Below are 26,696 nucleotides of genomic sequence, written 5' to 3'. Positions count from 1 at the left end.
ACTGCAATCGAATACTTGAAGGAGTTGGAATGAATTATTTGAGGATGGGATGGGTCCGTGTCGGAGTCGGCCATGTATTGCGCGGCGGCCTTTTGGGTGCGCTTTCGCTTTCGCTTGCCGCGGCTCCCTGTTGCATTGCGCAGGGCACTGCGAAACCGGCGGCGAAGAAAGCCCCGTCGGTGGAGCGCGACTCTGTGGGCGACGCGCCGGACAATCCTGGCCCGCTTGCTACAGGGCTCTCGTCTGCACTCAAGCCGAAGGCGATTGATGCGGCCATGACGAAGGTTGCGGACTGGCAGTTGAAGGAGTCCGAGGCGAAATTCAATCGGCAGTGGACCTTCGCCGCGCTCTACGACGGGCTGATTGCAACTTCTCAAACAACGAAGAATCCGAAGTACGCCGATGCGGTGCGTAACTTTGCGGAGAAGTCCAACTGGACTCTGCTCGATGAGCGCTTTCCTCATGCGGATGACATGGCGATGGGGCAGTCGTACCTGTGGCTCTATCAGATCGATCCGCAGCCGGTGCGGATGGCGAACACGAAGGAGATCTTGGACCAGCTCATTGCGCGCCCGGACGATCCGAACAAGCTGCTCTGGTGGTGGTGCGATGCGCTGTTTATGGGACCTCCGGAGCTGGCGCGCACGTATGCCATTACGCATGACAAAAAATATCTCGACTATATGGACCATGAGTGGTGGCTGACTTCGAACGAGCTGTACAGCCAGCAGGATCACCTCTACTTCCGCGACAGCCGCTATCTGACGAAGAAAGAGGCCAATGGCAAATCGCTGTTCTGGTCGCGCGGAAACGGTTGGGTGATGGGCGGGCTGGTGAATGTGCTGGAGTTCATGCCTGCGGATTATCCGAGCCGCGCCAAATATGTCGAACAGCTTCGCCAGATGGCTGCGGCGTTGGCGGCGGTTCAGGGCAAGGACGGACTGTGGCGCTCGGGCCTGCTCAACCCCGATGGGTATGCGCTGCCGGAGAACTCCGGCTCGGCCTTCATCACCTACGGCATTGCGTATGGAATCAACGCGCACATTCTCGACCGCAAGACCTACCTGCCGGTTGTGCAGAAGGCGTGGAAGGGAATGCTCAGCCATGTCTATGCTGACGGCAGGCTTGGCTCAATCCAGGCGATCGACGCGGCTCCGGGGCAGTTCAAGCCTTCTGCGAGCTATGTCTATGGTGTGGGCGGATTCCTGCTGGCTGGTTCGGAGCTGCACAAGCTGGCGGAGAGCAAACACTAGCCTCTGCTGAAAGCAAACAAAAAGCCGCTGCCATTGCATCGATGCATGGCAGCGGCTTTTATTTTGTGGTTATGCGCGAGGCAGCCACAAGAGTGGTTGACGAACAGGGTAGTTGCGAATGACTTCGGGCACGGTGGGGTCGGGGTTGAGCGTCTTCCAGAGCGCGATGTATTCGTGCTGCCCATAGGCAATACCCGCGAAGAGCAGGCTGGGCTGGCGAACAGGGAAGTCGTTCCAGTGTTCGACGTCGTGGCGGTAGGGCCACGATGATTTGTCTTTAATGTAGGGATACATGAACGCCATCAGCTTCTCCATGCCTCGGCCATCGGGCGTGGTGAAGTGCCAGAGATTTTCGCTTGCGGTAGAGAGGCTTTGGCAGAGGTCGGCGAGCACGTCGGTGTCGAAGAGGGAATAGCTGAATGGCTTGGTGCGGGCGAGCTCGAGCGGCAGGCTGCCGTCGGGCGCAATCTGCTTCGGCACGAGCACGGTGCGGAAGCGATCGCGACACCACGTGCGGACTTCTTCGTTGCTGGTGAAGCGGGCAAACTCGGCGGCTTGCAGAACCCAGCAGGTGCCGTGGTTGTTCTTCGCGTCGCGTTCGTCCTGGCCATTCTTCGAGGTGCGCATCCATTCGAGGTAATCGGCGAACCATGCTTTGATTGCCGTCGCGTCTTCGAGCGCTCCGGCGTTGGCGAGCAGCGTGGCCGCGCGTGCAGGCTCGACCAGGTGCAGCGTGTCGATGATGCCGGTGCCGCGGCCTTTGCTGACGCCGATGATGGCCTGCGCGTATTCGAGGTTCGGATTCATCCGCGTGGCGGGATCGACGAACCACGCGCGCAGGTGGAGGCTGGCGTGGTCGGCATACTTTTTTTGCTGAGTCAGCGCCCACGCCGCGGTCAGCGCAGGGACGATGAGGCTGAGGCGAATCAGCGCCTCGCGGTGCGCGTTGAAGTTGGCGGGGTTGGACATGCCGTCGCGGCGGATATAGGGGCCGTTGGGATGCGCGGGGTCGGGCCACCAGTAGTCTCCCTGTGAGAAGTAATCGTGCGGCCCGCCGGAGCTGAGAGCGCTGTGGCTTGCCATCACTGTGATGGGCTTTTCGGAGAGATAGCGGTCCGCGGCGGCGAGGATGCGGTGACGGTCAAGCGTGGCAACCATCTCATAGTTGGGATTCGTAGCTGCAAGCTGCCGGGCCCAGATGGGGCGTGCACAGAGAAGACTTGCTGCTGCGCTTGCACTGGCGAGGAACTCTCGACGAGTTGTTTTAGCCATAGGGTGAATGCCTCTTAAGGGTGACTTAGTTTGATCTTAGGCGGAAAGCGCCGCACGCGTCATCATACTCATGTTGGGTCTGAAATGTCATTAATGATTGATAGAAAAGTCTCTGATTATAAAAGGAGTTCAGGCCTGCTTGACGGACTGAATGGTCATTCAGTATGCTTGCCTGCGTTCGGGTATTCTGCCCGTGGGAGCTTCGCCTCATGACGTTGAGCACCACTGAGCCTGCCACAACTTCTATCAGACAAATCCGCAAGGTCGCTGTATTGGGCGCAGGCACAATGGGCTCGCGCATCGCAGCTCATATGACTAATGCGGGCATGCCCGTAGTTCTGCTGGACATCGTGCCTCCTGGAACCGCGGCTGACGCCGATAAGGCGGCAAAGAACAAGTTTGTGCTCGCGGCTATGGAGGGCTTGAAGAAATCCAAGCCGGCGGCGTTTTACGCGCCTGACAACGCGCGGCTCATCACAGTGGGCAACTTCGATGACGATCTCGCATTGCTCGCGGACTGCGACTGGATCATCGAGGTCGTCGCGGAAGACCTGGCAATCAAGCGAGCTCTTCTCGAAAAGGTGGAGAAGCATCGCCGCGCGAACGCCATCATTACGAGCAACACGAGCGGCTTGCCGATTCACAAGATCGTTGAGGGCATGGGCGAGGACTTGCGGCGCCACTGGTTTGGCACGCACTTCTTCAACCCTCCGCGGTATATGCGGCTGCTTGAACTGATTCCCACGCCGGACTCTGATCCTGCCGACGCCGCATTGGTGGAGCGGTTCTGCGATCTGCGCCTGGGCAAGACCGTCGTTCACGCGCACGACACGCCGAACTTTATCGCCAACCGTATCGGCACGTTTTCCATGACGAATGCGATGCGGCTGATGCAGGTGCAGGGACTGACGATTGAAGAGATCGATGCGCTGACCGGTTCAGCGATCGGATGGCCAAAGACAGGCACGTTTCGCCTGGGAGACATGGTTGGCATCGACGTGCTGGCGCATGTGGCGAAGAACTTCCGCGCGCAGGCTGCGGCGATTCACGATGAGCGCGCCGACATCGAACTGCTTCCGTTCATCGGCACGATGGTCGAGAAAAAGTGGCTTGGCGACAAGACCGGGCAGGGCTTCTACAAGAAGCAGGGCAAGGATGCAGAGGGCCGCGATATACGCCTGGTGATCGATCCGGCCACGCTCGAATACAAGTCGAGCACGCGCCCGAAGCTGGCCGCGCTTGAGATGACGAAGAACGTCGAGTCTGCCGCCGCACGCATTCCGCAACTGCTCCACGCGGATAGTAAAGACAAGGCAGCGGCGTTCTACTGGCCGTTTCTCACCGAGCTGTTTACCTACGCGGCCAATCGTGTGCCGGAGATTGCGGACAACATCGTTGAGATCGACGAGGCGATGAAGGCCGGCTACAACTGGGAGCTTGGCCCGTTTGAGATGTTTGACGCCGCCGGCGTTCGCGCGACGACGGAGAAGATGCGCGCGGCTGGCGCCCCGATTGCGGCGAATGTAGAAAAGCTGCTCGCTGTGGGAGGCACCTGGTACAGGGACGATGCTTCGGTGCCCAGCGGCCGGCTTTACTTTGATCCGGTTTCGAACAGCTATAAGCCTGTGGTTTTGCCTGATGGGGTCGCTTCGGTTGCGACGATCAAGAAGGCGAAGGGCGTCGTCAGAAAAAATCCCGGGGCCTCTGTGATCGACCTGGGTGACGGCGTCGCGGCGATTGAGCTGCACTCGAAGATGAATGCGTTGGGCGACGATATTGTCAGCCTGATTACGCAGACGCTGAAGCCTGCGAGCGAGCAGGTGGCTGGCTTCGAGGCGGTTGTGATTACGGGCGACTCAACGAACTTTTCGGTCGGCGCAAACCTGATGCAGTTGCTGCTGCTGATGCAGGACCAGGAGTGGGACGACGTTGATCTTGCCGTGCGCGCCTTTCAGAACATGACGCAGGCCATCAAGTTCTGCCCGAGGCCTGTCGTGGTTGCACCGTATGGCATGTGCCTGGGCGGTGGCACGGAGATGAGTCTGCACGCTGCTGCGCGACAGCCTCATGCTGAACTTTATATGGGGCTGGTGGAGACGGGCGTCGGCCTGATTCCAGGCGGCGGTGGATGCAAGGAGATGGCAATCCGCAGCGTGGAGGCGGCTACTAGCATCCGTCCGGATGGGCGAGGCGAGGGTGTGGAGTTGTTCGAAGCGCTCAAGAAAAACTTCGAGACGATTGCGATGGCGAAGGTCTCGACCTCAGCGGCTGAAGCGAGCGCGCTGGGATTTCTGAAGGACTCCGACAACGTGACGATGAACCGCGGGCGGCTTTTGACCGATGCGAAGCTGCGTGCGCGCCAATTGGCTGACGCGGGATATACGCCTCCTGTGCCGCGCAGCGATATTCCAGCGCCGGGAGAGAATGCGCTGGCTACGCTGAAGCTCGCCGTGTGGACGATGCACGAGGCGCAGTTCATCTCCGACCACGACGCGAAGGTTGCCAACTGGGTCGCGTATGCGCTGTGCGGCGGCAAAGTGACCCCGGGCACACCGGTGAGCGAGCAATATCTTCTCGATCTTGAACGCGAGGCGTTCCTCTCGCTCTGCGGAGAGAAGAAGACGCAGGAGCGGATTGCATTTACGTTGAAGACCGGCAAGCCGCTGAGAAATTAGGAGTGGTCGTATGAAAGACGTCATCATTGCATCGGCAGTTCGGACAGCGGTGGGCAAGGCTCCGCGCGGCACGCTGCGCACGACGCGGCCCGATGATCTTGCAGCCTTTGCCATCAATGGGGCGCTGGCGCGTGTGCCGCAGCTTGACCGCTCTGAGATTGAAGATGTGATTCTCGGCTGCGCCATGCCCGAGGCCGAGCAGGGAATGAACGTCGCGCGCGTGGCCAGCTTTCGTGCGGGTCTGCCGGTGACGGCTTCGGCGATGACGATCAACCGCTATTGCTCTTCGGGATTGCAGAGCATTGCTCTCGCGGTGGACCGAATTCGCGGCGGCGGCGCAGAGGTGATCGTTGCGGGCGGCACGGAGAGCATGTCCTTTGTGCCATTCGGCGGCAATAAGATCTCGGTCAATCCGTGGCTCGTCGATAACTACCCAGGCTCGTACATGTCGATGGGCCTGACTGCAGAACGTGTGGCGAAGCACTACGGCATCACGCGCGAGCAGATGGACCAGTTCTCCTACGAGAGCCATCAGAAGGCGCTTGCCGCGATTGCCGCTGGAAAATTTGAAGACGAGATCGTCCCCATTCCAGTGACAACGGCGACGCCGAATGGAAAGGGCAAGGCCAAAGTTGTGGAGACGATCTTTAAGCAGGACGAAGGCCCACGCGCCGATACTTCGCTCGAAGCGCTGGCCAAGCTGAAGCCTGTCTTTCACGCGAAGGGAACGGTGACGGCAGGGAACTCGTCGCAGACTTCGGACGGCGCGGCGGCTGCGGTGGTCATGTCGGCTGAACGTGCTGCGCAGCTTGGTATCAAGCCGATGGCGCGTTTCATCGCCTTTGCCTATGCGGGCTGCGATCCTGAGGAGATGGGGATCGGGCCGATTCATGCGGTGCCGAAGGTGTTGAAGATGGCCGGCCTGAGCCTCGATCAGATCGGCGTCATCGAATTGAATGAGGCGTTCGCGGCACAGTCATTGGCCGTGATTAAGGTACTCGGGATTGATCCGACGAAGCTCAACGTCAACGGCGGCGCGATTGCTCTCGGCCACCCGTTGGGATGCACCGGAGCGAAGCTGACTGCGACGATCTTGCGCGAGATGCCGCTCCGCAACGCGAAGTACGGCATGGTGACGATGTGTGTGGGCGGCGGAATGGGCGCTGCGGGAATCTTCGAGGCCGTCTAACTAAGCAGGATCATCAACCGAGTTCTAAGGGAGTGTAACGATGTCCACGATGACAGTTCCAATCGATAAGAAGATCATTCCCGGAGGAAGCTTTCTCATCTCGAATGCAGTTCCTGCTGATTGCGTTTTCCCCGAGGACTTCACCGAGGAGCAGCGGCAGATCGCGCAGACGACGGCTGAGTTTGCGATGAACGAGATCGTGCCTGTCTCGGACGAGATCGAGGCGAAGGATTTTTCGGTCACGCGCAAGCTGATTAAACAGGCGTCGGAGTTGGGGCTGACCTCGGTCGATATTCCCGAGGAGTACGGCGGGCTGGAGATGGACAAGCTCACCTCGGCCATCATCGCCGACAACATCGCCAAGCAGGGAAGTTTTTCTGTGGCATTTTCCGCGCATGTGGGCATCGGCACGCTGCCGATCGCGTGGTACGGAACCGCGGAGCAGAAGAAGAAGTATCTGCCGAAGCTGGCAAGTGGCGAGTTCATCGGTGCCTACGCGCTGTCGGAGTCAACCTCGGGTTCGGACGCGCTCAATGCGCGCACGCGCGCCGTGCTCTCCGCGGACGGCAAGACCTACACGTTGAACGGCGAGAAGATGTGGATTACCAATGCCGGCTTCGCCGATATCTTCACCGTCTTTGCTAAATGCGAGGTGAAGGAAGGCAAGGACGCGGGCAAGGAGCGGCTGACGGCGTTTCTGATCGAGCGCGGCACGCCGGGATTCACGGTTGGCAAAGAGGAGCACAAGCTGGGGATTCGCGGCAGCTCAACGTGTCCGCTGATTCTGGCTGACTGCAAGATCCCTGCAGAGAATCTGCTGGGCGAAGTAGGCAAAGGGCATCACATCGCGTTCAACATCCTGAACGTTGGCCGCTACAAGCTGGGCAATGCAGCGGTGGGCGCGGCACGGATGTCGCTGGGACGCGGCATCGCCTACGCGAAGGAGCGCAAGTCCTTCGGCAAATCGATTGTTGAGTTCGGCCTGATTCAGGAGAAGCTCGCGGACGCGGCAGTCGGCGTGTTTGTGGGCGAGGCGCTGAGCTATCGCACGGTGGGGATGATCGACGCGGCGCTTGCCGATGTGGACAAACACGACACGGCAGCGATTCAGCGCGCGATCGAGGAGTACGCCGTGGAGTGCAGCATCTGCAAGGTGTGGGACTCGGAGATGCTGGACCGCGTGGTGGACGAGGTGCTGCAAATCTACGCAGGCTACGGCTACGTGGAGGAGTATCCGGCAGAGCGCGCATACCGCGACTCGCGCATCAACCGCATCTTTGAAGGCACCAACGAGATCAACCGGCTGATTATTACGGGCCGTCTGATCAAGGCTGCCATGGAGGGCAAGCTCGCACTGATGCCCGCGATCAAGCAGTTGATGGATGAGGTCATGTCCGGGCCGGGAGAGAAGCCCGAGACCGAAGGCCCGCTGGCGGACGAGCTCGCGCTGCTGGCCAACGCGAAAAAGCTGACGCTGTTCGCGGCCGGCGCGGCCACGCAGAAGTACATGCAGAAGCTGGCCGATGAGCAGGAGATTATGGGCGCTCTGGCCGACATGATCATTCAGGTCTACGCGATGGAGTCTGCCATCGTGCGAGCGGAAAAGATATCCGGGAAAACCGGAGCGGCGGGCAATGCTCCTGCAATCCCCGTTGCGCTCGCGCGCATTTACGCGGACAAGGCGATGTCTGTGATTGAGTTGGCAGCGCGCAAGGTGCTGGCGGCGGTGGCCGAGGGCGATACGCTCAGGACGCAGCTTGCCATCCTTCGACGCCTGGCTAAACATGACCCGGCGGACACGATCTCATTGCGGCGGCAGGTGGCAAAGCACGTGGTTCAGGCAGGGAAGTACGCGCTTTGATTGAGTCCCGGAACGGGAATCCTCGCAAATCGAATTTGTCTCCATGTAGGCGCAACCTTTTCCTGGAGCGTCTGTCTAAGCAGGTGGGTCTCCAGGCCCTTATTTTGTAGTGCACGGAGATCGAGGCCAATACGTCGAGTTCTGATAATTTAAGGAAACATCATGCGCAGCCGTTTGTTTTCCCTTGCACTCTCCTTTGCCGCGCTCACAGTCTTTGCTTCATCGGGCCAGGCCGCAGTTCAAAACAGAATCGTCTCTAACGTTACGAGCAGCAGGACCTCTCTGGAGCACTCGGTGCCGCTCCGTGCCAAAAGCGCGAACGATCTGGGCGCCGCTCCGTCGGACCAGGCTTTGACGAACCTGTCTTTGCGCTTCAGCATGAGCGCAGCGCAGAAGGCAGATCTGGACCAGCTTGTTGAGGAACAGCAGGAGCCTAATTCACCGGAGTATCACCAGTGGCTCACGCCGGAGCAGTTTGGTGCGCGCTTTGGCCTGAGCGCCGCTGACATGGCGAAGGTTTCGGCCTGGCTGAGCAGCCAGGGATTCACCATTACGGGCAAGGCACGCAGCTCCACCTTCATCACCTTCACCGGAACGGTAGCGCAGGCGGAGAAGGCATTCGGCACCAGCATCCACCGGCTCTCCTACAACGGCGAAGAGCACATCTCGAACATGACGGACCCGACCGTGCCTGCCGCATTTGCCGGAGTAGTTTCGAGCATTACCGGGCTGCATGACTTCAAGGCGAAGCCCCGTGTGCGCACAAGCCGGGTGGCGCTCAATTCGAAGTACACCTATACCAGCACTGGCACTACCAGTCACTACATTGCTCCCGGCGACCTCTACACGATCTACAACGAAAACTCGCTGCTCAGCAATGGAACCAATGGCAAAGGCGTCACTATTGCAGTGATGGGCCAGACATCGTTGATTACGAGTGAAATTGCAGCCTTCCGCAGTGCAGCCGGTTTGCCTGCCAGCGTTCCTACACTTCAGCTCTACGGGTCGAATCCCGGAGTCGTTGCCGGAGATATCGACGAGTCATCGCTCGATGTGGAGTGGGCAGGCGCGGCAGCGCCTGGAGCTACGATTCTGTTTGTTTATGGTCCGGACGTCTTTAACAATTCGCTGACTCAAGCCATTGACCTCAATCTCGCTCCGATCATCACGATCAGCTATGGCCTCTGCGAGACCATGGTGAATACCAACTACAACATCAACACCTTCAATCAGCTTTTGGAGCAGGCCAACGCCGAAGGCATTACCGTGGTGAGCGCGGCGGGCGACTCCGGCGCGACGGATTGCGACACATCCGGCCTTGCCAGCGAAGGCCTTGCTGTGGACTTCCCCGGAAGCTCTCCCTATGTGGTCTCGGCGGGCGGAACGATGTTCTCGGGCGACGCGAATAGCCCGTCCACGTATTGGAACTCGAGCAACACCACAAACGGCACGAATCAGTACACAAGCTCAGTGAAGAGCTACATTCCCGAGAGCGTGTGGAACGAGACCGACTCGAGCACAGGGCTGACTGCGGGCGGCGCGGGCGGTGGCGGTGCGAGCGCCTACTTCGCAAAGCCTGCGTGGCAGACAGGCACCGGCGTCCCGAACGATGGCTCGCGCGACGTTCCGGATATCTCCATGAACGCCGCGGCCATCCACGATGGATACATCGTGTGTAGCCAGAGTGACTGCACCAGCGGGTTTGCCGCAAACAACAATATCGATGTGTTTGGCGGAACATCGGTCGCTGCACCTACCTTTGCAGGAATACTGGCGTTGGTGGAGCAGACGCAGGGCAAACTTGGAAATGTCGGCGGCAAACTCTACGGCCTCGCTAGCATGGCAAATGTCTACAACGACATTACCAGCGGCAATAATTCTGTCTACTGCATTCAAGGTTCACCGAACTGCGCGAATGGCGGCCCAATCGGCTTCAACGCTGGCGTCGGCTACGATCAGGCAACCGGGCTCGGCAGCATCAATATCGGAAACTTCGTGGCCGATTGGGCGAGCGCAGTTCCAACCGGCACAACGAGCACGATTGGAACAACGCTTTCGACGACCACGCTTACAGCCTCCGGCTCGCTCTGCGGACTCACTGCGGCCACTCTTCCGCTTAGTGTGACCGTCGCAAGCGGCGGCTCTTCCACGGCGACACCAAGCGGTACAGTGCAGTTCTATGTCGATAGCAAAGCCGTCGGCTCACCCGTTCCCTTAGCCAATGGCACGGCAACCTACACGCTGAGCCTGGCAGGGCTGACGTCGGGTCGACACAACGTCAGCGTCGTCTATTCCGGGGACGCAACGTTTGCCGGGTCGAAGGGCTCGCTGCTGGCGAACTCCACCAACACCGGTATCGTTTCTCCGATTGATGTTGTCTCAACGACCTCGCCGGACTTTTCGATCACGCCTTGCACGGCCACGACCAATGTAGTGAGCGGGGCAGCAGCCTCGGCTATCGTTCTGACGATTACGCCGTCCGATGGCTTCACCGGCTCGGTGAACCTATCTGCCAACTCGGATACAGGCGATCTGCTGGGCTACGCATTTTCGGTCAAGCCTGTCGTCATCAGCTCCGGCTCTGCCACCTCGTCGTTTGTCCTGACCGCAACCGTGACGACGACAAACGGCAAGCTGAAGAAGCTGGGCCCGCCAATCAACCACCAGTCCGGCAAGGCTCCCTGGTATGCGGCGGGTTCTGGCGCAACGCTTGCATGCTTTGTGCTGATTCTTGTGCCGCGCAAGCGCAAGCTGGGTGCGCTGCTTGCCGTGCTGCTCTCTGTGGCGGCCATTGGAGCCATTGGCTGTAGCTCAAACACGGCGACTGCCTCAGGTGGCGGTGGAGGCACCGGAGGTGGTGGTACTACAACCTCACCCGCCTCGCCCGGGACGTATAACATCACGGTCACGGCAACATCAGGCAATCTGGTTCACAGCGTTGTTCTGACTTACAACGTCCAGCAGTAGACCCTTAGAATGGGCCGCATCATCTATTGATGCGGCCCATTCTGCATTTAATAGTCAATTATGAGGCGGTGAGCCCGTTGTCATTTCGCTGACAATTGCATCAACAGCTCCTGCGCATTGATTGGCTCTCCGGTAGACGAAGCGCGAACGTATTCGCCATCGGGGTGCAGCAAACGCGCTTTGGTGTTGTCGGCTAGATAAGCAGCCAGGATCTCGTCGCGCAGACGCTTCATCAGGTCAGGCTGCGTTACCGGAAAGACGACTTCGCAGCGTTCGAAGAGGTTGCGCTGCATCCAGTCGGCGCTACCGCAGAAGACCTCCGGCTTACCAGAGTTCGCGAACCAGAAGATGCGGCTGTGCTCCAGAAAGCGTCCGACAATGCTGCGCACGCGAATACGTTCGCTCAGGCCTTTGACGCCCGGCCGCAGCGTACACATGCCGCGGATGATCAGGTCGATCTCCACTCCAGCCTGCGAGGCTGCGTAGAGTGTCTCCACCGTGCGCGGATCGATCAGGGCGTTCATCTTGGCAACGATCGCTGCAGGTTGTCCTGCCTTCGCGTGTGCGGTCTCGCGTTCTATCAATGCAATGAAGCGGTCGGCGAGCGTCAGCGGAGCAACCAGTAGCGGCGCGTAGGACTCGCCCACGGTCTCTGCCGTCAGATAGTTGAAGACCTTCTGCGCAGCCTCGGTAATCTTTGGCTGCGACGTCAGCAGACTGATGTCGGTGTAGAAGCGCGCCGTGACGGGATTGTAGTTGCCGGTGCCGAGGTGGGCATAACGTCGCACCACACCGTCAGGATCGCGCCGCACCAGCAGTGCGAGCTTGCAGTGCGTCTTGAAGCCGAAGATGCCATGCGAGACTCCAACACCCGCATCTTCGAGATCGCGTGCCCAGCGAATATTCGAGTCTTCGTCGAAGCGCGCCATCAGCTCGACGACGACGGTCACGTCCTTGCTCTGTGCGGCTTCAATCAGCGCGCGAAAGATCGGCGAGTCCTTGCTGGTGCGATACAGCGTCTGCCGCATCGAGATGACCCGTGGATCGGCAGCGCCCGCTTCAATAAAATCTTCAACCGTCTTATAAGAGTCGAACGGGTGATGCAGCATCACGTCGCGCTTGCGCAGCTCTTCGAAGATGTCCGCAGTCTTGTCGCTCAGATGGAATTCTTTGCCCGCAAACGGCGGATACTTGAGCGCGGGCCGCTTGACCTCGGCGTAGAGATTCATCAGGCGCGAGAGATTCACCGGGCCGTCGGTGCGAAAGACCTGCCAGGGTTCAAGCTCGAAGTTCGTGCGCAGCCGCTCCGTCATCTCTTCTTCGGCGGAGCTTGCTATCTCCATCCTGACGGCATCGCCCTTGCGCCGGTTGTGCAGCTCCTCGCGCACGCTCTCCAACACAGAGCGCGACTCTTCCTCCTGCATATACAGGTTGCTGTTGCGCGTGACACGAAACGCAGAGCAGGCCAGCACCTCGTAACCACGGTACATCCGCTCTACTTGCGACTCGATGAGTTCGTGCAGCAGGATAAAGTCGCTGAAGCCTTGCGTTCCCGGCAGAGCCACCAGGCGAGGCAGGGAGCGGGGCACGGTTACAACGCCAAGCACGGTCGGAGCTTTTTTCCCGCCGCGCTTCAGCCTCAGCAGTAGCGCAAGGCACAGCGCCTTGTTCAGCACGCGGGGAAACGGGTGCGAGGGATCAATGGTGACCGGGGTCAGCAGGGGATCGACCTCGGCGTTATAAAACTCAAGCGCCCGCTCGCGGGCCTCGTTGCTCAGCTCGTCCCAGCTCAGTACCCGGATGTTCTCCTTCTTCATAGCCGGAAGAAGCTGCTCGTTCCAGCAGCGATACTGCGCATCAACGAACTTGGCCAGCCACTCGCGCAGCTTCTCCAGGCGCTCCTGCGGGCGAAGACCGCCTTCGTCGAGCGGCTGCGCGCCCTTGTATGCGTCCTCAATGCGTTGCAGGATTCCAGCGACGCGGATCTCAACGAACTCGTCCAGATTGCTTGCCGTGATGGCAAGAAACTTGACCCGCTCCAGCACCGGGTTCGACGAGTCCTGGGCCTCTTCCAGCACGCGCTGGTTGAAACGCAGCCACGACTCATCCCGGCTGAAGAACAGCGCCTGCGCCGGTTTGTCTGCTATCTTCTTCGTGCGACTGGTCTTTGTTGCGGTCCGCCGGGCAACAGTCATAAAAGATGAGCTTATCGCACTCCTCCACATCAAATATGAACGACATGTAAATCAGTACAGATCTAATCGCTTACGGGCCGCTCCAAGATTCAGATTGGTCCATCCTCAAGGCGGTTGCCTCAGACCAGGAAGCGCGCCTGCTGACGATAAAAAAAATGCGACGGCCTACAATATTCCGCCCGCCCGCCCGTCTTCAGAGACAGATGACCGAGATGCAGGGCAGCGAATGGACCATCTCCGAGCAAGACCAGCTCATCTCCGAAGCCGTCGAGAGGGACGAGCCGAAGCTGCGCAGCTTCATTCGCCGCCGCGTCGCTGACACCGGCGAGGCCGAAGATATCCTCCAGGATGTCTTCCACGAGCTGATCGAAGCCTACCGGATGATGAAGCCGATCGAGCACGTCACCGCGTGGCTGTTCACCGTGGCGAGGAACCGCATCACCGATATGTTTAGGCGCAAGAAGCCTGCCTCGCTCAATGCTCCAGCGGCGGACGAAGAGGGCGGCACGTTGGAAGATCTACTGCCCTCCGCTGAAGCAGGACCCGAGGCTGAGTATGCGCGGTCGCTGCTGCTGGAAACGCTGGAGGAGGCCATGGAAGAGCTGCCCGAAGCGCAGCGTGAAGTCTTCGTCGCACATGAATTGATGGGCAAGAGCTTCAAAGAGATATCGGAGGAGACCGGCGTGGGCATCAACACGCTGCTCTCGCGCAAACGGTACGCCGTGCTGTATCTCAGGCAGCGGTTGCAGTCGATCTATGACGACTATGAAAAGTTCGCAAGAAAGTAAGGAGTTCAAGATGAGACAAAATAAATTTCTAAAAGTGGTGAAAATCCTGCTCTTTGTTGTAGTGGCGGCAACCGTTCTGGGTTTTGTCGTTAAAGAGCTGTGGAACGCGCTGCTTCCAGCCATATTTGGCTGGCACATGATTACGTTCTGGCAGGCCCTCGGCTTGCTGGTTCTCAGCAAGATTCTCTTCGGCGGTTTTCATCGCCACGGTGGTCGCGGAGGATGGCGCCACCGGATGAAGGAGCGCTGGGAGCAAATGACTCCCGAAGAGCGCGAGCAGTTCCGCAAAGGTATGCGCTGCGGACACTGGCGCGGACGGGAACATGACCATGGACAATTTACCCCTCACGCGGAGCAGCAGCCATGAGCAACGAACTTCCAACTGTAGCGGGAGCCACACAAGAAAAGCATGCCGCGCATGAAACACCGCATGCTCACTACCACCGCAGTCCGCAGGCCCGCACAGACCCTGCGCATATCGAAGAGTTGGAACGAGAGAATACGAGGCTGCAACTGCTGGTAGCGGAGCTGCTGATCAAAAACCAGCAGCTCCGCAAAGCCGAGCCCGATTAGCCGCGGTTGTGCCAGTGCATCGGCCAGCCGAGATACTTCGTGGCGGCCTCGTACACAGGCGCTGCGGTCGTTGAGAAGTTCGCCGCAACGTGGTGCTCAAAACCGTTCTCGCAGATGTAGCGCAGCAGCTCCTGCATCTTCGGAATCTCCACCACACCCGCGCCGCCGAAGGTATTCAGCGGATCGTTCGTGAAGGCGCCCTCGCCAACGTAGCCCGCAATCTCACCGGAGAAATCGTCAGTCGAGAAGCGTGCGAAGCTCATCTTGCCCGCTTTCACCGTGCCGTCGAGCGTGCCGAAGGTGTTGTCCTTGCCGACAGTTCCCGCGATGATCTGCTGGAAGTCCATCTTCACGTCGTTGAAGAAGTGCTTCGGCAGATTCGAGCAGTGGAAGCAGACGGCCTTGTCCGGGTTGTCGCCGTAGTTGTTGTTCCAGTCGAGCAACGCGCTCGGCGTCTCGCTCGCCAGGGTCAGCGCGTACATGCTCAGTGTGCCCAGCACATCGACCTCGCACGCCGAAGGAATCAGGCTCTCGCTCATCATGCTCATGACGGTGCAGGGAACGATGCCGAGGAACTCCTCGATTGAGGTCCAGCACTGCACGGCGCTGACCGTCAGCTCGCTCGCCGTCATCCACTGGTCGATGACCGCGCCGAGCTTCGCCATCTTCACCAGCGCGGCCTCCGGCGTCTGGCCGACGGGGATGTACTTCTTGATAGCGGCCAGCTTCGCCTGCGCCGCATCGTCCGAGTCCTTCATCCTGCCAATGCGGCCCATCACCTCGCTCAGGTCGAGTGTCTCGACCGTGATGCCCGAGCGCTCCAGCAGCTTCTCCGAGTAGCGCACCGTGTTGAACGCCGTCGGCCTTGCGCCAATCGCGCCGATGCGCAGGTTCTTAAGCCCGCGCACCACGCGGCAGACACCAGAGAACCATTCGAGATCAGCCTTGAACTCAGCCGAGTCCGGCGTCTCCGTGTGCAGGCGCGTCAGCGAGTAGGGAATTCCATACTGCTTCAGGTTGTTCGAGATCGACATCTTGCCGCAGAAGCTGTCGCGCCGGAAGGCGATCGACATCTTGCCCGCGTGATCAGGCGTCGCCTGAATCAGCACCGGCACGCGCAGGTCGGCCAGGCGCAGCGTGTCGGCCAGGCCGCGCTCTTCGCCGAAGTTCGGCAGCGTGATGATGATGCCGTCGATCTCCGCTGCATGCTTCTTGAAAAGCGCAGCGCACTTCTTCGCGTCTTCATAGGTCTCGACTGCGCCATGCGCCGTCTCTTCGGGCGTCAGCACGACGGGCTTGATGCCCGCTGCCTCCAGCGCGGCAATCATCTCCAGTCGCCCGCTCGTCGCCAGGTGGCTGGGGAAGAACCCGCGGTTGCCTACAATCACGCCCATCGTCATCTGCTTTGCCATAACACTCCTGCATCCATTTCTGATTTACACAACAATAAAATCATCGCGACGATGCGACCGCCGCCGCTTAACGATCCAACAAAACCACTACGATCTGCGCGGCCTGAACCTGACCGTATAGATTCCACCCAGTACGGTCATCAGCAAGCCCCACCACAGCGTTGGATGCAGCGGTTGCAACCACGGCAGCAGCACCTCATTCGGTGGTGGAGTGTGAAACTCCGCCAGCCCCGTCACCAGCAGCACAAGTCCATACGCCAGCACTAGAATGCCGCAGAAGAACCAGATCGAAATCTCTGTCGGGTCCGCTTTATGCTCATGATGTTCCATTGCTCACACTCCTACCAGAAGATCAGGTTCAAGACGAAGAAGACGACGATGACCACGATGGCCCAGAAGATCGGCTTCTGCCATAGCGTCTTCGCTCCGTCATCGGGAATAGGCGTCGCGCCATAGACAAGGCCGCCGAGTTGTTCGATGGGGACCGGCTTGGTCATATAACTCACCACTACGGTAACGCCGACGCAGATCAACCAGCTCCACAGCGCGCGATAAAGGTTCTCCGCCATCGGCTGCGCATCGGCGCTCATCGCGATGTAGCGCAACGCGTGCGCGTTGGTGTGCACCCAGAGGAACATCCCGACAGACGCCATCGTACCGGCCAGCAAGCCGAGGAATCCGCCCCAGTGCGTTGCGCGTTTCCAGAGCATTCCCAGGATTACCGTGCCGAACAGCGGCGCAACAAAGAAGCTGAACAATGCCTGCACATAGTCCATAATGCTGGCCGCGTTCATCACCAGGTACGCCGTGCCGATCGAGACCAGCATTCCAATTACAGTCGACCAGCGGCCCATCGCAACATAGTGTTTATCGCTGGCCTTCTTGTTTATGAACGCGCCGTAGATGTCATACGTCCACACGGTCGAAAACGCGCTGACATTGCCCGCCATGCCGCTCATAAAACCCGCGACCAGCGCAGTGATTCCCAGGCCAAGCAGTCCTGGTCCGCAGTAGCGAATCAACATCAGCGGCAGCACATCGTCGTAGCTATGCTGGCCCGTCACCTTGGCAATGTCCGCCGGAACCAGATGCATCAGCGTGCCATCGGGGTTCTTCAACACAGCGAGCGCAAGCAGGCCCGGAACGATGACAATCAGCGGTACAGCCATCTTGAAGATCGAGCCGATGATCGGAGCCATCTTGGCTGCGCGCAGATTGTTCGCGCTCAACACGCGCTGGACCACAAGAAAATCGGTGGTCCAGTAGCCGAAGCTGATCACGAACCCAAGGCCGAAGACGATGCCCGTCCAATGCACGCCCATCGGGTTGTCTTTGAAGTGGCCGAGCGTCTTCCACATGTGCATGTAGTCGCCCGAGCCCATGTTCACAGCGATCTGCGCCTTCAGTTTGGTCCACCCGCCCGCTTCAACCAGGCCCAGAATCGGCACCATCGCCGCGCCAGCCCAGATCAGCACAAACTGCAAAACCTCGTTGATAATGGCCGATCGCAGCCCGCCGAGCATCACATACAGCGCGACCGTAGCCGCTCCAACCCAGATGCTGAACGTGATGTTCCAGCCCAGAATCGTCTGCATCACCACTGCCATGGCGTACATATTCACGCCGCTCATCAGGATGGTCATCACGCCGAACGAGATCGCCGCCAGCCCGCGCGCGCCTTCGCCGAAGCGCAGTTGCAGATACCCCGGCACCGAGTGCGTCTTCGAGATGTAGTAGAACGGCATCATCACGATGCCCAGGAAGAGCATCGCCGGAATCGCGCCAATCCAATACCAGTGCGCGGCCAGAATGCCGTACTGATACGAAGCGCCGGCCCAGCCCATCAACTCCAGCGAGCCCAGGTTTGCCGAGACGAAGCTCAACCCGGCGATCCACGCCGTCATCTCACGTCCGGCAAGGAAGAAGTCTTCGCTCGTATTGGCCTTGCCTTTGGCGTAGAAGCCGATGAAGACAACCAGACCAAAGTAAAGAGCAAGGATGACGATGTCCGCCGGCGCAAGGACCGCCATGCGATGACTCACGAGAAAAAGCGCGATGAAAGCCTGCATCAAGTGCACTCCAAGTAAACGTTATCCCGTACCGGCGATTCCTGACAACTTTCTATTCTGTCCAGACGGCTCCCATATTGACGAAGAAGAACGCGACGACTCCGCGCAAACGGCATCGCACAGACTGGAGCCAATATACATCGCGAGGTCTTGCACTGAACATCGGGATTTTTGCCGGAAGAGAAAATGACAACTGAATCGTTTTAGCGTATTCAACATACGTTCGTCTACCAAAATGATTCTCAGAGCATATTAAAGCGCGCATCCAATAGCTATTCCAGATCCATCGGGATTCAGTAACATAATCCGGCAGCACACGGTCTAAAACTTGAAGGAGATACTTATGCACGCACCAAAACTGAGCGCAGCCGCGCTTGCCCTCTCGCTGGGCTTCCTCGTGGCTTCCACCCCAATCGTCGTGGCCCAGACGGCTGGCCAGGACATGAAGCACGCAGGCACAGACACCAAGGACGCAGCACAGAACGCAGGACATGGTGTCGCCAAAGGAACCACGAAGGCTTACCACAAGACCAAGCATGCAACCAAAAAGGCCGCTCACAAGACTGAGAACGGCACCAGAACAGCCGCGCACAAGACTGAGAACGGCACCAGAACAGTCGCGCACAAGACAGAGAACGGCACCAAGGACGCCGCACACAAGACAGAGAACGGCACCAAAGACGCTCTCCACAAAGTGGAAGGGAAGTAGCATCTCCGGCGCATTCTTCCAGGCGCCTTGTGAAGCCGCAAGGCGCTTTCTACCTCCTGCCTCTCCCGGCTTTCTTCAATTCGGACGTGTATTCGGAGGAACCATCGAGTTGAAGAGGTCTTCCTGCAGCGAAGGCAGAGCAGGCAGAGGTTTCTTCCGTGATGGCGCCGTGATGACGGCAACAAGCTGAAGCTCCGACAGCGCGATCCGCGGCACGTAGACACGTTGCGTGTTCGAGCGTGTGTCCGGCGGCGTCACGAAGAGCCCGGCGTCGTGGATCAGGTCGTCCGCCAGCGAGAGGTCGGTGGCAGCCAGGCCCTCCAGCACGTCTCCTGCGCGAAAGGTCATCCGCACCCAGAGTCCTTCCGCGCGCGGGCGGGCCAGAAACGTGCGACGGGTCAGTCGCTCAGGGTTTGCCGAATCGTTCAGGTTGAAGTCGCGAACATAGCAGACGTGCTTGATATCGTTGAGGTTGATAGGAATTACCCGGCCCTCCAGATCAAGCAACGGGACCGATCCCGCATGCACAAACCCCGACAGCGGCAGATAGCCGGGCAGCGTCTCGTTGGTGGTTCGCCGGACAATCACCTTTTTGTGCGCAGAAGACATACGATAAGGCGCATTTTCGCATGGCAGGAGTACAGAGGGCGAATAAAGCTGGTGAGAGGGTAGTTATTTTCTTACTGCTGTGTTAGAGTGACATTTTGCGCGTTGTGCAAAAGTTTTTGTAAATAATTGATTCGTCTGAGGTTAGTCCTTCGGCCCAGCAGTCTTGGACCGGTTCAGACCGGAGAAAACCCCGAAATATGCCCGACTACATCTACCTGCTTGAAAACCGCTTGTCGAAGGCCCAGCAGGAAGCGCTGGGGAAAGTCCGCGAAGTTTCGAAGAATAAAGGGCTTACCGCGTTTCTTGTAGGTGGCGCGGTGCGCGACCTGACGAGCGGCTCGCCTGTGCGCGATCTCGATGTAGTGGTTCAGGGAAATGCCCTCAAACTCAAGAAAGATTTAGAGAAAGCGCACGCCGCTGTCTCTGGCGAAAATGAGACAATGCAGGCGCTCTACCTGCTCTTTCCCGGCGGCGTCCGGGTGGAGCTTGCCAGCGCCCTCACAGTCAGCTATCCAAAGCCCGGCAAGCCCGTGGTTAAGGCAGCGACTATCCTGGATGACCTCCGCCGCCGCGACTTCACCGCCAACGCCATGGCCCTCTCGTTGAACGACGGCTCCTACGGCCTCCTGATGGACCCGCTGAACGGGGTCGCCGACATCGAAAACCGCGAACTGCGGCTGGTCAGCAACTACGGCTTCATCGAAGACCCGGTCAGGATGATCCGCGCCGTCCGCCTGATGGCCCGCCTGGGCTGGCAGATGGACGAGCGTACCCACGCCCGTTACGAGACCGGCAAGCAGGAAGGCTACATCTCAGCGATGTCGAGCTGGCAGCGCGGCTACGAGACCGAAGAGATCTTCCACGAGGAGGACCCGCTGCGCATCATCAAGCGGCTGGAGTCAGAGGGCTGGATGAAGCAGCTCTTCCCGGCGCTGACTTCGGCCAAGGCCAACCACGGCGAGTTGGAGAAGCTTCGCGATGCTCAGGGGCAGTTGCAGATGCAGGGCATCAATCCTGACGTCTCAGCGGCAAACTTCCCGCTGGTCACAGCAAAGCTTCCTCCTAAAGATGTCTCCGCGCTCAAGAAGAGCTTCCCGCGCCGCGCATTTGTTCACGAGATCGACGCGCTCGAAAAAGAGGGCAAGGACTTCATCGCCAAACTGACGAGCAAGGAAGCAGCGCTGCCTTCGCAGGCATGGAAGCTGATCTACTCCGCCAAGCCCGAAGCTGTGCTCTGGGCCGCTCACCACGGCAAGGCTGCGGCGGTGCAATCGAAGTTCAAGGCCTTCCATACCGAGTGGCCCCAGGCGAAGCTCAAGATTCCCTACGCGCTCATGCAGGAGATGCGCATCACCCCCGATGTGGCCCGCTATGAAGAACTGCTCGATAAGCTCTTCTTCGAGTTGATGGACAACAAGCTCGGCACAGTCGAAGAGATGAAGGCGTTCCTCGAGCCGTACTCTCCGCCCGCGCCTCCGCCGACGGTGCATCTCCGCCGCCCGCGCGCTGCGAAGAAGGACGCGAAGCCCCCGCGCAGCCGCAAGAAGGCCGCACCTGCCGAGGGAACTCCCGAAGGTGCTGAAGCTGCCGCAGCCGAACAAGGCGCTCCAGCCGCAGCCAAGCCAGCGAAGCCCGCCGAAAAGAAGGCAGCAGCCAAGGCTGAAGAGAAGAAAGCTCCGGCAAAGGCAGCGCCTGCTCCCGCGAAGAAGGCAGCATCGGCGAAGCCAAAGGCCCCAGAGAAGAAGGCTGCAAGCAAGCCCGCTCCGAAGGCCCCGGCAAAGAAGGTCGCAGCAAAGCCCGCCGCGAAGAAAGCTCCCGCAAAGAAGCCGGTGGCCAAAAAAGCTGCTGTCAAAAAGCCAGCCCCAAAGAAGAAGCCGGCTCCGGCAAAGAAGGCTCCAGCTAAGCCAAAGAAGAAGGGCCGCTGATCCTCACTTTTACCGCTTTTGCCAGCACATCAAAATAAAGCCTCGCAATGACAGATTCATGGCGAGGCTTTCATCATCTGAGATGAATATCTGTGGAGGTTTCAGATGGTGATAGCGGCTTTACTGGGTTCCGTGCGCAGCGAGCGCATGGGCATTCGCGCGGCTCGCTGGGTGACGCGTGAACTGGAGCAGCGCGGGCACGAGGTCCACCTGGTCGACGCCTGCGAACTCAAACTTCCTCTGCTCGACAAGATGTGGAAGGAGATCAAGGACGGTCCTCCTCCTGAATACGCAGACCTCCACGCAAAACTGGCGCCTCTGGCAGAGCTGTACAAACGGGCCGATGGTTTCTGCATCGTCAATGCCGAGTACAACCACAGCATCTCGCCCGGCCTCTCCAATCTGATCGACTACTTTCTCGAGGAGTACTTCTTTCGCCCATCGGCCATCGTCTGCTACTCACGTGGTCCGTTCGGCGGTGTCCGCGCAGCGATGCAGCTACGCGCCATGCTTGCCGAGACGGGAATGCCGTCGGTACCCTCGCTGTTACCAATCCCGAAGATCGCCGATGCCCTCAACGAAGACGGCACCGCACAAACCCTCGATCTGGCAAAGCGGTCCAGGAAGTTCTTCGACGAGTTCGAATGGTACATGCGCGCCCTCAAGATCGAGCGTGAAAAGGGAGTGCCGTACTAACTTGTCGGGAGCAACGCTGCAAAGGAAATTCAAATAAACCTTGCGCAAAAGCGGACAACGGCGTACAACTACGTCATGCGTAGTACGCGACACGTAGCAGATGGCGACAGTCTAAAGCTGGGACACTACTCCGATCCGCCTTTACTGGTGCTTGCCAGCCTTGCCAGTGGCCCGAAGCACGGCCACGCCATGGTCGAAGACATCGAGCAGATGTGCGGAACCCGCCTTGGGCCGGGAACGCTCTACGGTGCTATCACACGGCTGGAGCAGCTTGAGCTCATCGAGCCTCTTCCGCAAGAAGAGCGGCGGCAACCCTACCGGCTCACCGATCTGGGGCTGCGCGTTCTGCGCGCCAGGCTCGCAACGCTCGATCGCTTCGTCACGGCAGGGCTAGGCAGGCTGGAGGCGCTATGAACCGCACGGCCGCACGCATATTGACCCGGCTCTATCCGCGCAGATGGAGAGAGCGTTATGGCCGTGAATTCGAAGCGCTACTCGAAGACCAGAGCGGCGGTCTATGGACGATAGCGAATGTCGTCCACTCGGCACTTCACGCGCGAATGTTTCCAACCCAAGGAGGACAAATGGACCCGAACCGCATCACCTTCCGCTCCATTGTGAAACAACCAAGTGCTCTGTTGCCGTTGGCAATGTCGCTCGGCGCGCTGCTCGTTTTATCCGTAGCCGCCATCTACACCTTTGCCCACACTGGCCACGGTCTCGTGCGCGAAGCCGATGAAGGCGCAACGGCGCATCTATGGCAAATCCTGATGGCCGGGCAACTCCCTGTACTCATCTACTTCGCCATTCGATGGCTGCCCCGCGCGCCGCGCCAAACGCTCTACGTGATTGCGTTACAGGCAGGAGCCATCCTCGCAGCCATGGCGCCGGTGTATTTTCTTGGGCTATAACGAAGCTCTCACTGCTTCTTGCGCAACAGCGCCACTGTCACCAGAAAGAAAGTCGAAGCGACCCCAGCCATCAGAATGATGGCATGACGATACGCCCGCTGCGTGGAAGGAGAAGTAGCGGCTGTATTGTCGCGGCACGCAGCGCAGCCCTGAGCGTGCGCCGACAAAGATAAAAGCAACGCCGCCGATACCACCAATCCTAAGAAGAAACCGCGCAGTTTCATTGAAAGAAGACCAGCAGGGTGAACAGAAATATCCAAAGCAGCCCCATAGCGTGCCAGTACCACCCCGCACAATCCACGATAATCTGCCTGGTCTCAAGCTGGCGCGAGACATAAAGCCCGACAAACGCAGCAAGCAGCGCGCCGATGCCGAGAAACAGGTGGAAGGCGTGGACGCCGGTAATCAGGTAGAAGAAGTGGCTGCTCTGGCTCGACCGGAAGAAGACGCCCTGCATCGCGAGCTGCTTCCATGCCACCCATTGCCCCGCAAGAAACAGCAGCCCCAGTACAATCGTCGCCGAGAGCCACGGCAGCGCGCGGCGCGTGATCGGCTTGCCCAGCCCAAGCCACTCGTCCATCACATCGTTCTCGTGAAACATCGTGCGCCGGGCGATCTCCATCGTCACCGAACTGATGAGAAGCACGGCGGTATTCAGCCAGAGAATTGGCGGAATCACCGTCGGAAACCAGTCGTTGACGTAGTGGTTGTAGACGTCGATGTGCCCGGCCGACTGGTTCACAAAAAATGTGCTGACGATCGCGACGAAGAACATCAGGTCGCTGGCCAGAGCGAAAAAGATGCCCATGCGGTAGCGGTTCAGCCGTTCATGCGGACCGCGGCGACTCTGGCCATCGCTCCAGCCGTCGTTATCGCCCCCGCCGCCGGTGCGTTTGTCGGTTGGCGGACGCCGCCCCGCACCATTGTCGTGGTCTTCCACGTGCCGCTTGCGGTCGCGGTCAGTCTTATGTGGAGTGATGATTGCTGGCATGGCCTCTGCCTTTCAAGCACGCCGTTCCTCAACAGCTTACTCTGGTTTGGTGTCGAAAGCAGCCTCTGTGGTTGTATCGGCCAGTGTGTCCGGAACCCATTGCGGCAAAAAAGTCTCTCCGCTGGGCGTCGCGGCGTACTGGCAGGGCTGGCGGTGGACGGCAATCGGCTCACCCATTGCCGCCGAATGCCGTGGATGAAGCGCCGGATGCCACTCCAGCGTCGTCGCCATCCAGGGATTCTCCGTGGCCACAGCGCCGCGACGCAGGCTCCGCACCACGTTCCACAGAAAGACAAGCTGCGCCGTAGCCAGAAAGAGAGCCGAGTAGGTAATGAAGCGGTTCAGCGGCACCAGCCGCGCAAGCATCACCCCGGCGGCGTTTGGAATCCCGGCAAGCTGCGCATAGTGGCGCGGCTCGCCTGCCAGCCCGGTCAGATGCATCGGCAGAAACGTCGCATACGCTCCCACCAGCGTCAGCCAGAAGTGCCAGCGCCCCAGCCGCTCCGACATCATCCGCCCCGTCATCAGCGGAAACCAATAATAGGTCGCGGCATACAACCCAAACACCGCAGCCATGGCCATAATCAGGTGAAAGTGCGCGACGACGAAGAACGTATTGTGCAGATACTCATCCAGAATCGGCTGCGCCAGAATCGGCCCGGTAAGTCCCCCTGCAATAAACAACGAGACGAACCCGAGCGAGAACAGCATGGCTGTCTTATAGGACGGACGGCTGCGCCATGTAGTAGCAATCCAGCTCAGCACCTTCGCCGACGCGGGCACCGCAATCGCCATCGTCGTCACCGAGAACGCCGAAGCCGCAAAAGGATTCAGCCCGGCGACAAACATGTGATGTCCCCACAGCAGAATCCCAAGTAGCCCGATCAGCAGCGTGGTCGCGATCATGATGCGATACCCGAACACGCGCCGGAAGCTGAAGTTGGCCAGCAGCATGGAGGTCACGCCAAACCCAGGCAGAATGGCGATATAGACCTCCGGATGCCCGAAGAACCAGAACAGGTGCAGCCACAGCAGAGGGCTGCCATTGGCGCCCTTGTGCGCAACGTGAAGCGTCCCATTCACCAGATCGCCCGCGGGCAGAAAGAAACTCGTCCCGGCATGGCGATCGCAAAACAGCAGCAGAATCGCCGCCAGCAGCACGGAGAAAGCGATCACGCTCAACAACGCAGCAGTGAACCATCCCCAAACCGTCAGCGGCATCCGCTCCCACGTCATCCCATCGCAGCGCAGCTTGATAATCGTGACCAGCGTGTTGATCGAACTGATCGTCGCGGCGATGCCGAACAGCGCAATGCTGGCCAGCCACAGGTCCATCCCCATCGCCTGCCCAGGCCCAGCCGAAGCCACAGCGCTCAGCGGGGGATATGCAGTCCAGCCGGAGATAGGACTGCCGCCCGGCACAAACGTGCTGCTCAAAAGAACAACCAGCGCCACAGCCGTCAGCCAGAAGCTCATCGCATTCAGCACCGGAAACGCCATCCTCCGCGAGCCGATCTGCGCCGGCAGAATCAGGTTGCCGAAGCCTGCCTGCGGGGCCGTCGTCAGCACGAAGAACAGCATGACCGTGCCATGAATCGTCACCATCGCAAGATAGTCTTCCGGCAGAATCGGCCCATGCAGCGGCAACTGCCAGTCCGGCCACACCAGATGAATCCGCATCAGCAGCGACAGCGTCGTGCCAATGACGACCGCAGTCAGCGCAAGCAGAAGATACTCAACCCCGATGACATGGTGATCGGTCGAAAACACGCGCCGGCGCAGGGAAGTGAGTGTCATCGCTGCACCGCCTTCTCCCGCGCGGCAAGCCACGAGTCGAACTCCTCCGGCGTAACCACACGCAGGTTCGCATTCATCCGATAATGCCCCAACCCGCACACCTGCGTGCACAGAATCGCATACGTGCCCGTCTTCGTCGGCGTGAAATGAATGTGAATCGTCTCGCCGGGCACAGCGTTCTGCTTCAACCGCATCTCCGGCACAGAGAAGCCATGAATTACATCCTGCGAACGAATGGCGAGATCAACCTCACGCCCAACCGGCAGCATCAGCTGCGATGAAACCACATCATCTGCCGAGTGCGAATCGGCAGGATCAAGCCCCAGCGGATTGCCTTCGCCCGGCGCGACCAGCTCCGGCCGCACGCGCCCAAACGTGCCATCCACTCCCGGATAGCGAAAGTACCACGCAAACTGCACGCCGGTGACCTCCACCTGAAGCGCGGTCAGCGAAGCCCCGGTATACCGGGTCGCCGCCCACAACCGCTCTGCGCGAATTGTCAGCACCGCAAACAGCGCAGCCAGCGCAACCAGGGGAAGATACTCGATCTGCCATACACTCTTCTGCGGATGATGCCGTCGCGCAGCAAGACCGCCCAGCAGGATGACATGCGCCAGCGTGAACAGCGCAAGAACAATCCAGAGACTCAGCAGAAGCTGGCGATCAAGCGCAGGCCCATGCGCGCTGGCATCCACCGGCAAACGTGCGGCATGAAGCGCAGACACAATCGACATGCCGAACAGGTTCACGGCTTAAGCATAGCGTGTCGATCCGGAACGAGCCTATGCCTCGAAGCTTTGCATT

At 59.5% G+C, this 26,696-nt stretch carries 22 protein-coding genes; 13 read left to right on the top strand and 9 right to left on the bottom strand.

Features of this window, described 5'->3' with window-relative positions; all coding sequences use genetic code 11:
* Positions 1–29 precede the first annotated feature (29 nt).
* Entirely contained in the window at positions 30–1,253 is a 1,224-nt protein-coding gene (locus IEX36_RS04135; protein WP_229668697.1) for a glycoside hydrolase family 88/105 protein, read from the top strand.
* 69 nt (positions 1,254–1,322) lie between these two features.
* Here the strand turns inward: IEX36_RS04135 and IEX36_RS04130 are convergent, their stop codons facing one another.
* The gene (locus IEX36_RS04130) at positions 1,323–2,525 is read right to left on the bottom strand and encodes an alginate lyase family protein (RefSeq protein ID WP_188758034.1); all 1,203 of its coding nucleotides are present in this window, start codon (positions 2,523–2,525) and stop codon (positions 1,323–1,325) included.
* A gap of 209 nt (positions 2,526–2,734) precedes the next feature.
* Here IEX36_RS04130 and IEX36_RS04125 point away from each other — a divergent pair, with 209 nt between their 5' ends.
* From IEX36_RS04125 to IEX36_RS04110, 4 genes are all read left to right on the top strand, one after another.
* The gene (locus IEX36_RS04125) at positions 2,735–5,200 is read left to right on the top strand and encodes a 3-hydroxyacyl-CoA dehydrogenase/enoyl-CoA hydratase family protein (RefSeq protein WP_188758033.1); all 2,466 of its coding nucleotides are present in this window, start codon (positions 2,735–2,737) and stop codon (positions 5,198–5,200) included.
* A gap of 10 nt (positions 5,201–5,210) precedes the next feature.
* Complete coding sequence (locus IEX36_RS04120) at positions 5,211–6,389, top strand: acetyl-CoA C-acyltransferase (protein WP_188758032.1); 1,179 nt, start codon at positions 5,211–5,213, stop codon at positions 6,387–6,389.
* 40 nt (positions 6,390–6,429) lie between these two features.
* Positions 6,430–8,250: an acyl-CoA dehydrogenase FadE gene (locus IEX36_RS04115; protein WP_188758031.1), complete on the top strand. Its 1,821-nt coding sequence runs from the start codon at positions 6,430–6,432 to the stop codon at positions 8,248–8,250.
* Between the two features lie 162 nt (positions 8,251–8,412).
* The gene (locus IEX36_RS04110; protein ID WP_188758030.1) at positions 8,413–11,217 is read left to right on the top strand and encodes a protease pro-enzyme activation domain-containing protein; all 2,805 of its coding nucleotides are present in this window, start codon (positions 8,413–8,415) and stop codon (positions 11,215–11,217) included.
* An 80-nt stretch (positions 11,218–11,297) separates the two neighbouring features.
* On the opposite strand, the gene ppk1 is transcribed toward IEX36_RS04110, so the two are convergent.
* Positions 11,298–13,412, bottom strand: a complete 2,115-nt coding sequence (gene ppk1, locus IEX36_RS04105; RefSeq protein WP_188758029.1) for a polyphosphate kinase 1 — start codon at positions 13,410–13,412, stop codon at positions 11,298–11,300.
* Positions 13,413–13,615: 203 nt separating this feature from the next.
* Between ppk1 and IEX36_RS04100 the strand changes: the two genes are divergently transcribed.
* Genes IEX36_RS04100 through IEX36_RS04090 form a run of 3 tightly spaced genes read left to right on the top strand, consistent with a single transcriptional unit; the run spans position 13,616 to position 14,773 of the window.
* Entirely contained in the window at positions 13,616–14,200 is a 585-nt protein-coding gene (locus IEX36_RS04100; RefSeq protein WP_229668696.1) for an RNA polymerase sigma factor, read from the top strand.
* Complete coding sequence (locus tag IEX36_RS04095) at positions 14,169–14,567, top strand: hypothetical protein (RefSeq protein WP_229668695.1); 399 nt, start codon at positions 14,169–14,171, stop codon at positions 14,565–14,567. Before IEX36_RS04100 ends, IEX36_RS04095 begins: the two co-directional genes overlap by 32 nt.
* On the top strand, positions 14,564–14,773 hold the full coding sequence (locus IEX36_RS04090) for a hypothetical protein (protein WP_188758028.1): 210 nt from the start codon (positions 14,564–14,566) through the stop codon (positions 14,771–14,773). The genes IEX36_RS04095 and IEX36_RS04090 overlap by 4 nt, the downstream gene beginning before the upstream one ends.
* Here the strand turns inward: IEX36_RS04090 and IEX36_RS04085 are convergent.
* The 3 genes from IEX36_RS04085 to IEX36_RS04075 form a co-directional block, all read right to left on the bottom strand.
* Positions 14,770–16,185 (bottom strand): L-fucose/L-arabinose isomerase family protein, encoded by a 1,416-nt coding sequence (locus IEX36_RS04085; RefSeq protein ID WP_188758027.1) that lies wholly within the window; start codon positions 16,183–16,185, stop codon positions 14,770–14,772. The two genes, IEX36_RS04090 and IEX36_RS04085, sit on opposite strands and share 4 nt — an antisense overlap.
* Positions 16,186–16,272: 87 nt before the next feature.
* A complete protein-coding gene (locus tag IEX36_RS04080) occupies positions 16,273–16,515 on the bottom strand; it encodes a hypothetical protein (protein WP_188758026.1) in 243 nt (80 codons plus the stop codon).
* A gap of 11 nt (positions 16,516–16,526) precedes the next feature.
* Complete coding sequence (locus IEX36_RS04075; RefSeq protein ID WP_188758025.1) at positions 16,527–18,254, bottom strand: sodium:solute symporter family protein; 1,728 nt, start codon at positions 18,252–18,254, stop codon at positions 16,527–16,529.
* Positions 18,255–18,597: 343 nt separating this feature from the next.
* On the opposite strand from IEX36_RS04075, the gene IEX36_RS04070 reads away from it, so the two are divergent.
* Complete coding sequence (locus IEX36_RS04070) at positions 18,598–18,963, top strand: hypothetical protein (protein ID WP_188758024.1); 366 nt, start codon at positions 18,598–18,600, stop codon at positions 18,961–18,963.
* 75 nt (positions 18,964–19,038) lie between these two features.
* Here IEX36_RS04070 and IEX36_RS04065 read toward each other — a convergent pair whose 3' ends face one another.
* Positions 19,039–19,572 carry a DUF6982 domain-containing protein gene (locus IEX36_RS04065; protein WP_188758023.1) on the bottom strand — a complete coding sequence of 178 codons (534 nt, stop codon included), beginning with the start codon at positions 19,570–19,572 and terminating at the stop codon, positions 19,039–19,041.
* Positions 19,573–19,769: 197 nt separating this feature from the next.
* Here IEX36_RS04065 and IEX36_RS04060 point away from each other — a divergent pair, with 197 nt between their 5' ends.
* The 4 genes from IEX36_RS04060 to IEX36_RS04045 all read left to right on the top strand — a co-directional run bounded on the left by IEX36_RS04060 (position 19,770) and on the right by IEX36_RS04045 (position 23,104).
* Positions 19,770–21,497 (top strand): tRNA nucleotidyltransferase/poly(A) polymerase family protein, encoded by a 1,728-nt coding sequence (locus IEX36_RS04060; RefSeq protein ID WP_188758022.1) that lies wholly within the window; start codon positions 19,770–19,772, stop codon positions 21,495–21,497.
* A 105-nt stretch (positions 21,498–21,602) separates the two neighbouring features.
* A complete protein-coding gene (locus IEX36_RS04055; protein WP_188758021.1) occupies positions 21,603–22,193 on the top strand; it encodes an NADPH-dependent FMN reductase in 591 nt (196 codons plus the stop codon).
* A gap of 75 nt (positions 22,194–22,268) precedes the next feature.
* Positions 22,269–22,607, top strand: a complete 339-nt coding sequence (locus IEX36_RS04050; protein WP_188758020.1) for a PadR family transcriptional regulator — start codon at positions 22,269–22,271, stop codon at positions 22,605–22,607.
* The gene (locus IEX36_RS04045; protein WP_229668694.1) at positions 22,604–23,104 is read left to right on the top strand and encodes a hypothetical protein; all 501 of its coding nucleotides are present in this window, start codon (positions 22,604–22,606) and stop codon (positions 23,102–23,104) included. The genes IEX36_RS04050 and IEX36_RS04045 overlap by 4 nt, the downstream gene beginning before the upstream one ends.
* A gap of 220 nt (positions 23,105–23,324) precedes the next feature.
* Here the strand turns inward: IEX36_RS04045 and IEX36_RS04035 are convergent, their stop codons facing one another.
* The 3 genes from IEX36_RS04035 to IEX36_RS04025 are packed head-to-tail and all read right to left on the bottom strand — an operon-like array spanning position 23,325 to position 26,626.
* Positions 23,325–24,095 carry a cytochrome c oxidase subunit 3 gene (locus tag IEX36_RS04035; RefSeq protein WP_188758018.1) on the bottom strand — a complete coding sequence of 257 codons (771 nt, stop codon included), beginning with the start codon at positions 24,093–24,095 and terminating at the stop codon, positions 23,325–23,327.
* Between the two features lie 36 nt (positions 24,096–24,131).
* Positions 24,132–25,892, bottom strand: a complete 1,761-nt coding sequence (locus IEX36_RS04030; RefSeq protein ID WP_188758017.1) for a cytochrome c oxidase subunit I — start codon at positions 25,890–25,892, stop codon at positions 24,132–24,134.
* Entirely contained in the window at positions 25,889–26,626 is a 738-nt protein-coding gene (locus IEX36_RS04025; protein WP_188758016.1) for a cupredoxin domain-containing protein, read from the bottom strand. Before IEX36_RS04025 ends, IEX36_RS04030 begins: the two co-directional genes overlap by 4 nt.
* Positions 26,627–26,696: the final 70 nt, after the last annotated feature.

The sequence above is a fragment of the Edaphobacter acidisoli genome (genome assembly GCF_014642855.1).
Lineage (GTDB): Bacteria > Acidobacteriota > Terriglobia > Terriglobales > Acidobacteriaceae > Edaphobacter > Edaphobacter acidisoli.
Note: the sequence above shows the minus strand (reverse complement) of the source record. Positions and strands in the feature narration are given on the sequence as shown.

Excerpts from the sequence above, each read along its gene's own strand:
- IEX36_RS04135 (WP_229668697.1), top strand. The coding sequence starts at position 30 with ATGAATTATTTGAGGATGGGATGGGTCCGTGTCGGAGTCGGCCATGTA.
- IEX36_RS04130 (WP_188758034.1), bottom strand. The coding sequence starts at position 2,525 with ATGGCTAAAACAACTCGTCGAGAGTTCCTCGCCAGTGCAAGCGCAGCA.
- IEX36_RS04125 (WP_188758033.1), top strand. The coding sequence starts at position 2,735 with ATGACGTTGAGCACCACTGAGCCTGCCACAACTTCTATCAGACAAATC.
- IEX36_RS04120 (WP_188758032.1), top strand. The coding sequence starts at position 5,211 with ATGAAAGACGTCATCATTGCATCGGCAGTTCGGACAGCGGTGGGCAAG.
- IEX36_RS04115 (WP_188758031.1), top strand. The coding sequence starts at position 6,430 with ATGTCCACGATGACAGTTCCAATCGATAAGAAGATCATTCCCGGAGGA.
- IEX36_RS04110 (WP_188758030.1), top strand. The coding sequence starts at position 8,413 with ATGCGCAGCCGTTTGTTTTCCCTTGCACTCTCCTTTGCCGCGCTCACA.
- ppk1 (WP_188758029.1), bottom strand. The coding sequence starts at position 13,412 with ATGACTGTTGCCCGGCGGACCGCAACAAAGACCAGTCGCACGAAGAAG.
- IEX36_RS04100 (WP_229668696.1), top strand. The coding sequence starts at position 13,616 with ATGACCGAGATGCAGGGCAGCGAATGGACCATCTCCGAGCAAGACCAG.
- IEX36_RS04095 (WP_229668695.1), top strand. The coding sequence starts at position 14,169 with ATGACGACTATGAAAAGTTCGCAAGAAAGTAAGGAGTTCAAGATGAGA.
- IEX36_RS04090 (WP_188758028.1), top strand. The coding sequence starts at position 14,564 with ATGAGCAACGAACTTCCAACTGTAGCGGGAGCCACACAAGAAAAGCAT.
- IEX36_RS04085 (WP_188758027.1), bottom strand. The coding sequence starts at position 16,185 with ATGGCAAAGCAGATGACGATGGGCGTGATTGTAGGCAACCGCGGGTTC.
- IEX36_RS04080 (WP_188758026.1), bottom strand. The coding sequence starts at position 16,515 with ATGGAACATCATGAGCATAAAGCGGACCCGACAGAGATTTCGATCTGG.
- IEX36_RS04075 (WP_188758025.1), bottom strand. The coding sequence starts at position 18,254 with ATGCAGGCTTTCATCGCGCTTTTTCTCGTGAGTCATCGCATGGCGGTC.
- IEX36_RS04070 (WP_188758024.1), top strand. The coding sequence starts at position 18,598 with ATGCACGCACCAAAACTGAGCGCAGCCGCGCTTGCCCTCTCGCTGGGC.
- IEX36_RS04065 (WP_188758023.1), bottom strand. The coding sequence starts at position 19,572 with ATGTCTTCTGCGCACAAAAAGGTGATTGTCCGGCGAACCACCAACGAG.
- IEX36_RS04060 (WP_188758022.1), top strand. The coding sequence starts at position 19,770 with ATGCCCGACTACATCTACCTGCTTGAAAACCGCTTGTCGAAGGCCCAG.
- IEX36_RS04055 (WP_188758021.1), top strand. The coding sequence starts at position 21,603 with ATGGTGATAGCGGCTTTACTGGGTTCCGTGCGCAGCGAGCGCATGGGC.
- IEX36_RS04050 (WP_188758020.1), top strand. The coding sequence starts at position 22,269 with ATGCGTAGTACGCGACACGTAGCAGATGGCGACAGTCTAAAGCTGGGA.
- IEX36_RS04045 (WP_229668694.1), top strand. The coding sequence starts at position 22,604 with ATGAACCGCACGGCCGCACGCATATTGACCCGGCTCTATCCGCGCAGA.
- IEX36_RS04035 (WP_188758018.1), bottom strand. The coding sequence starts at position 24,095 with ATGCCAGCAATCATCACTCCACATAAGACTGACCGCGACCGCAAGCGG.
- IEX36_RS04030 (WP_188758017.1), bottom strand. The coding sequence starts at position 25,892 with ATGACACTCACTTCCCTGCGCCGGCGCGTGTTTTCGACCGATCACCAT.
- IEX36_RS04025 (WP_188758016.1), bottom strand. The coding sequence starts at position 26,626 with ATGTCGATTGTGTCTGCGCTTCATGCCGCACGTTTGCCGGTGGATGCC.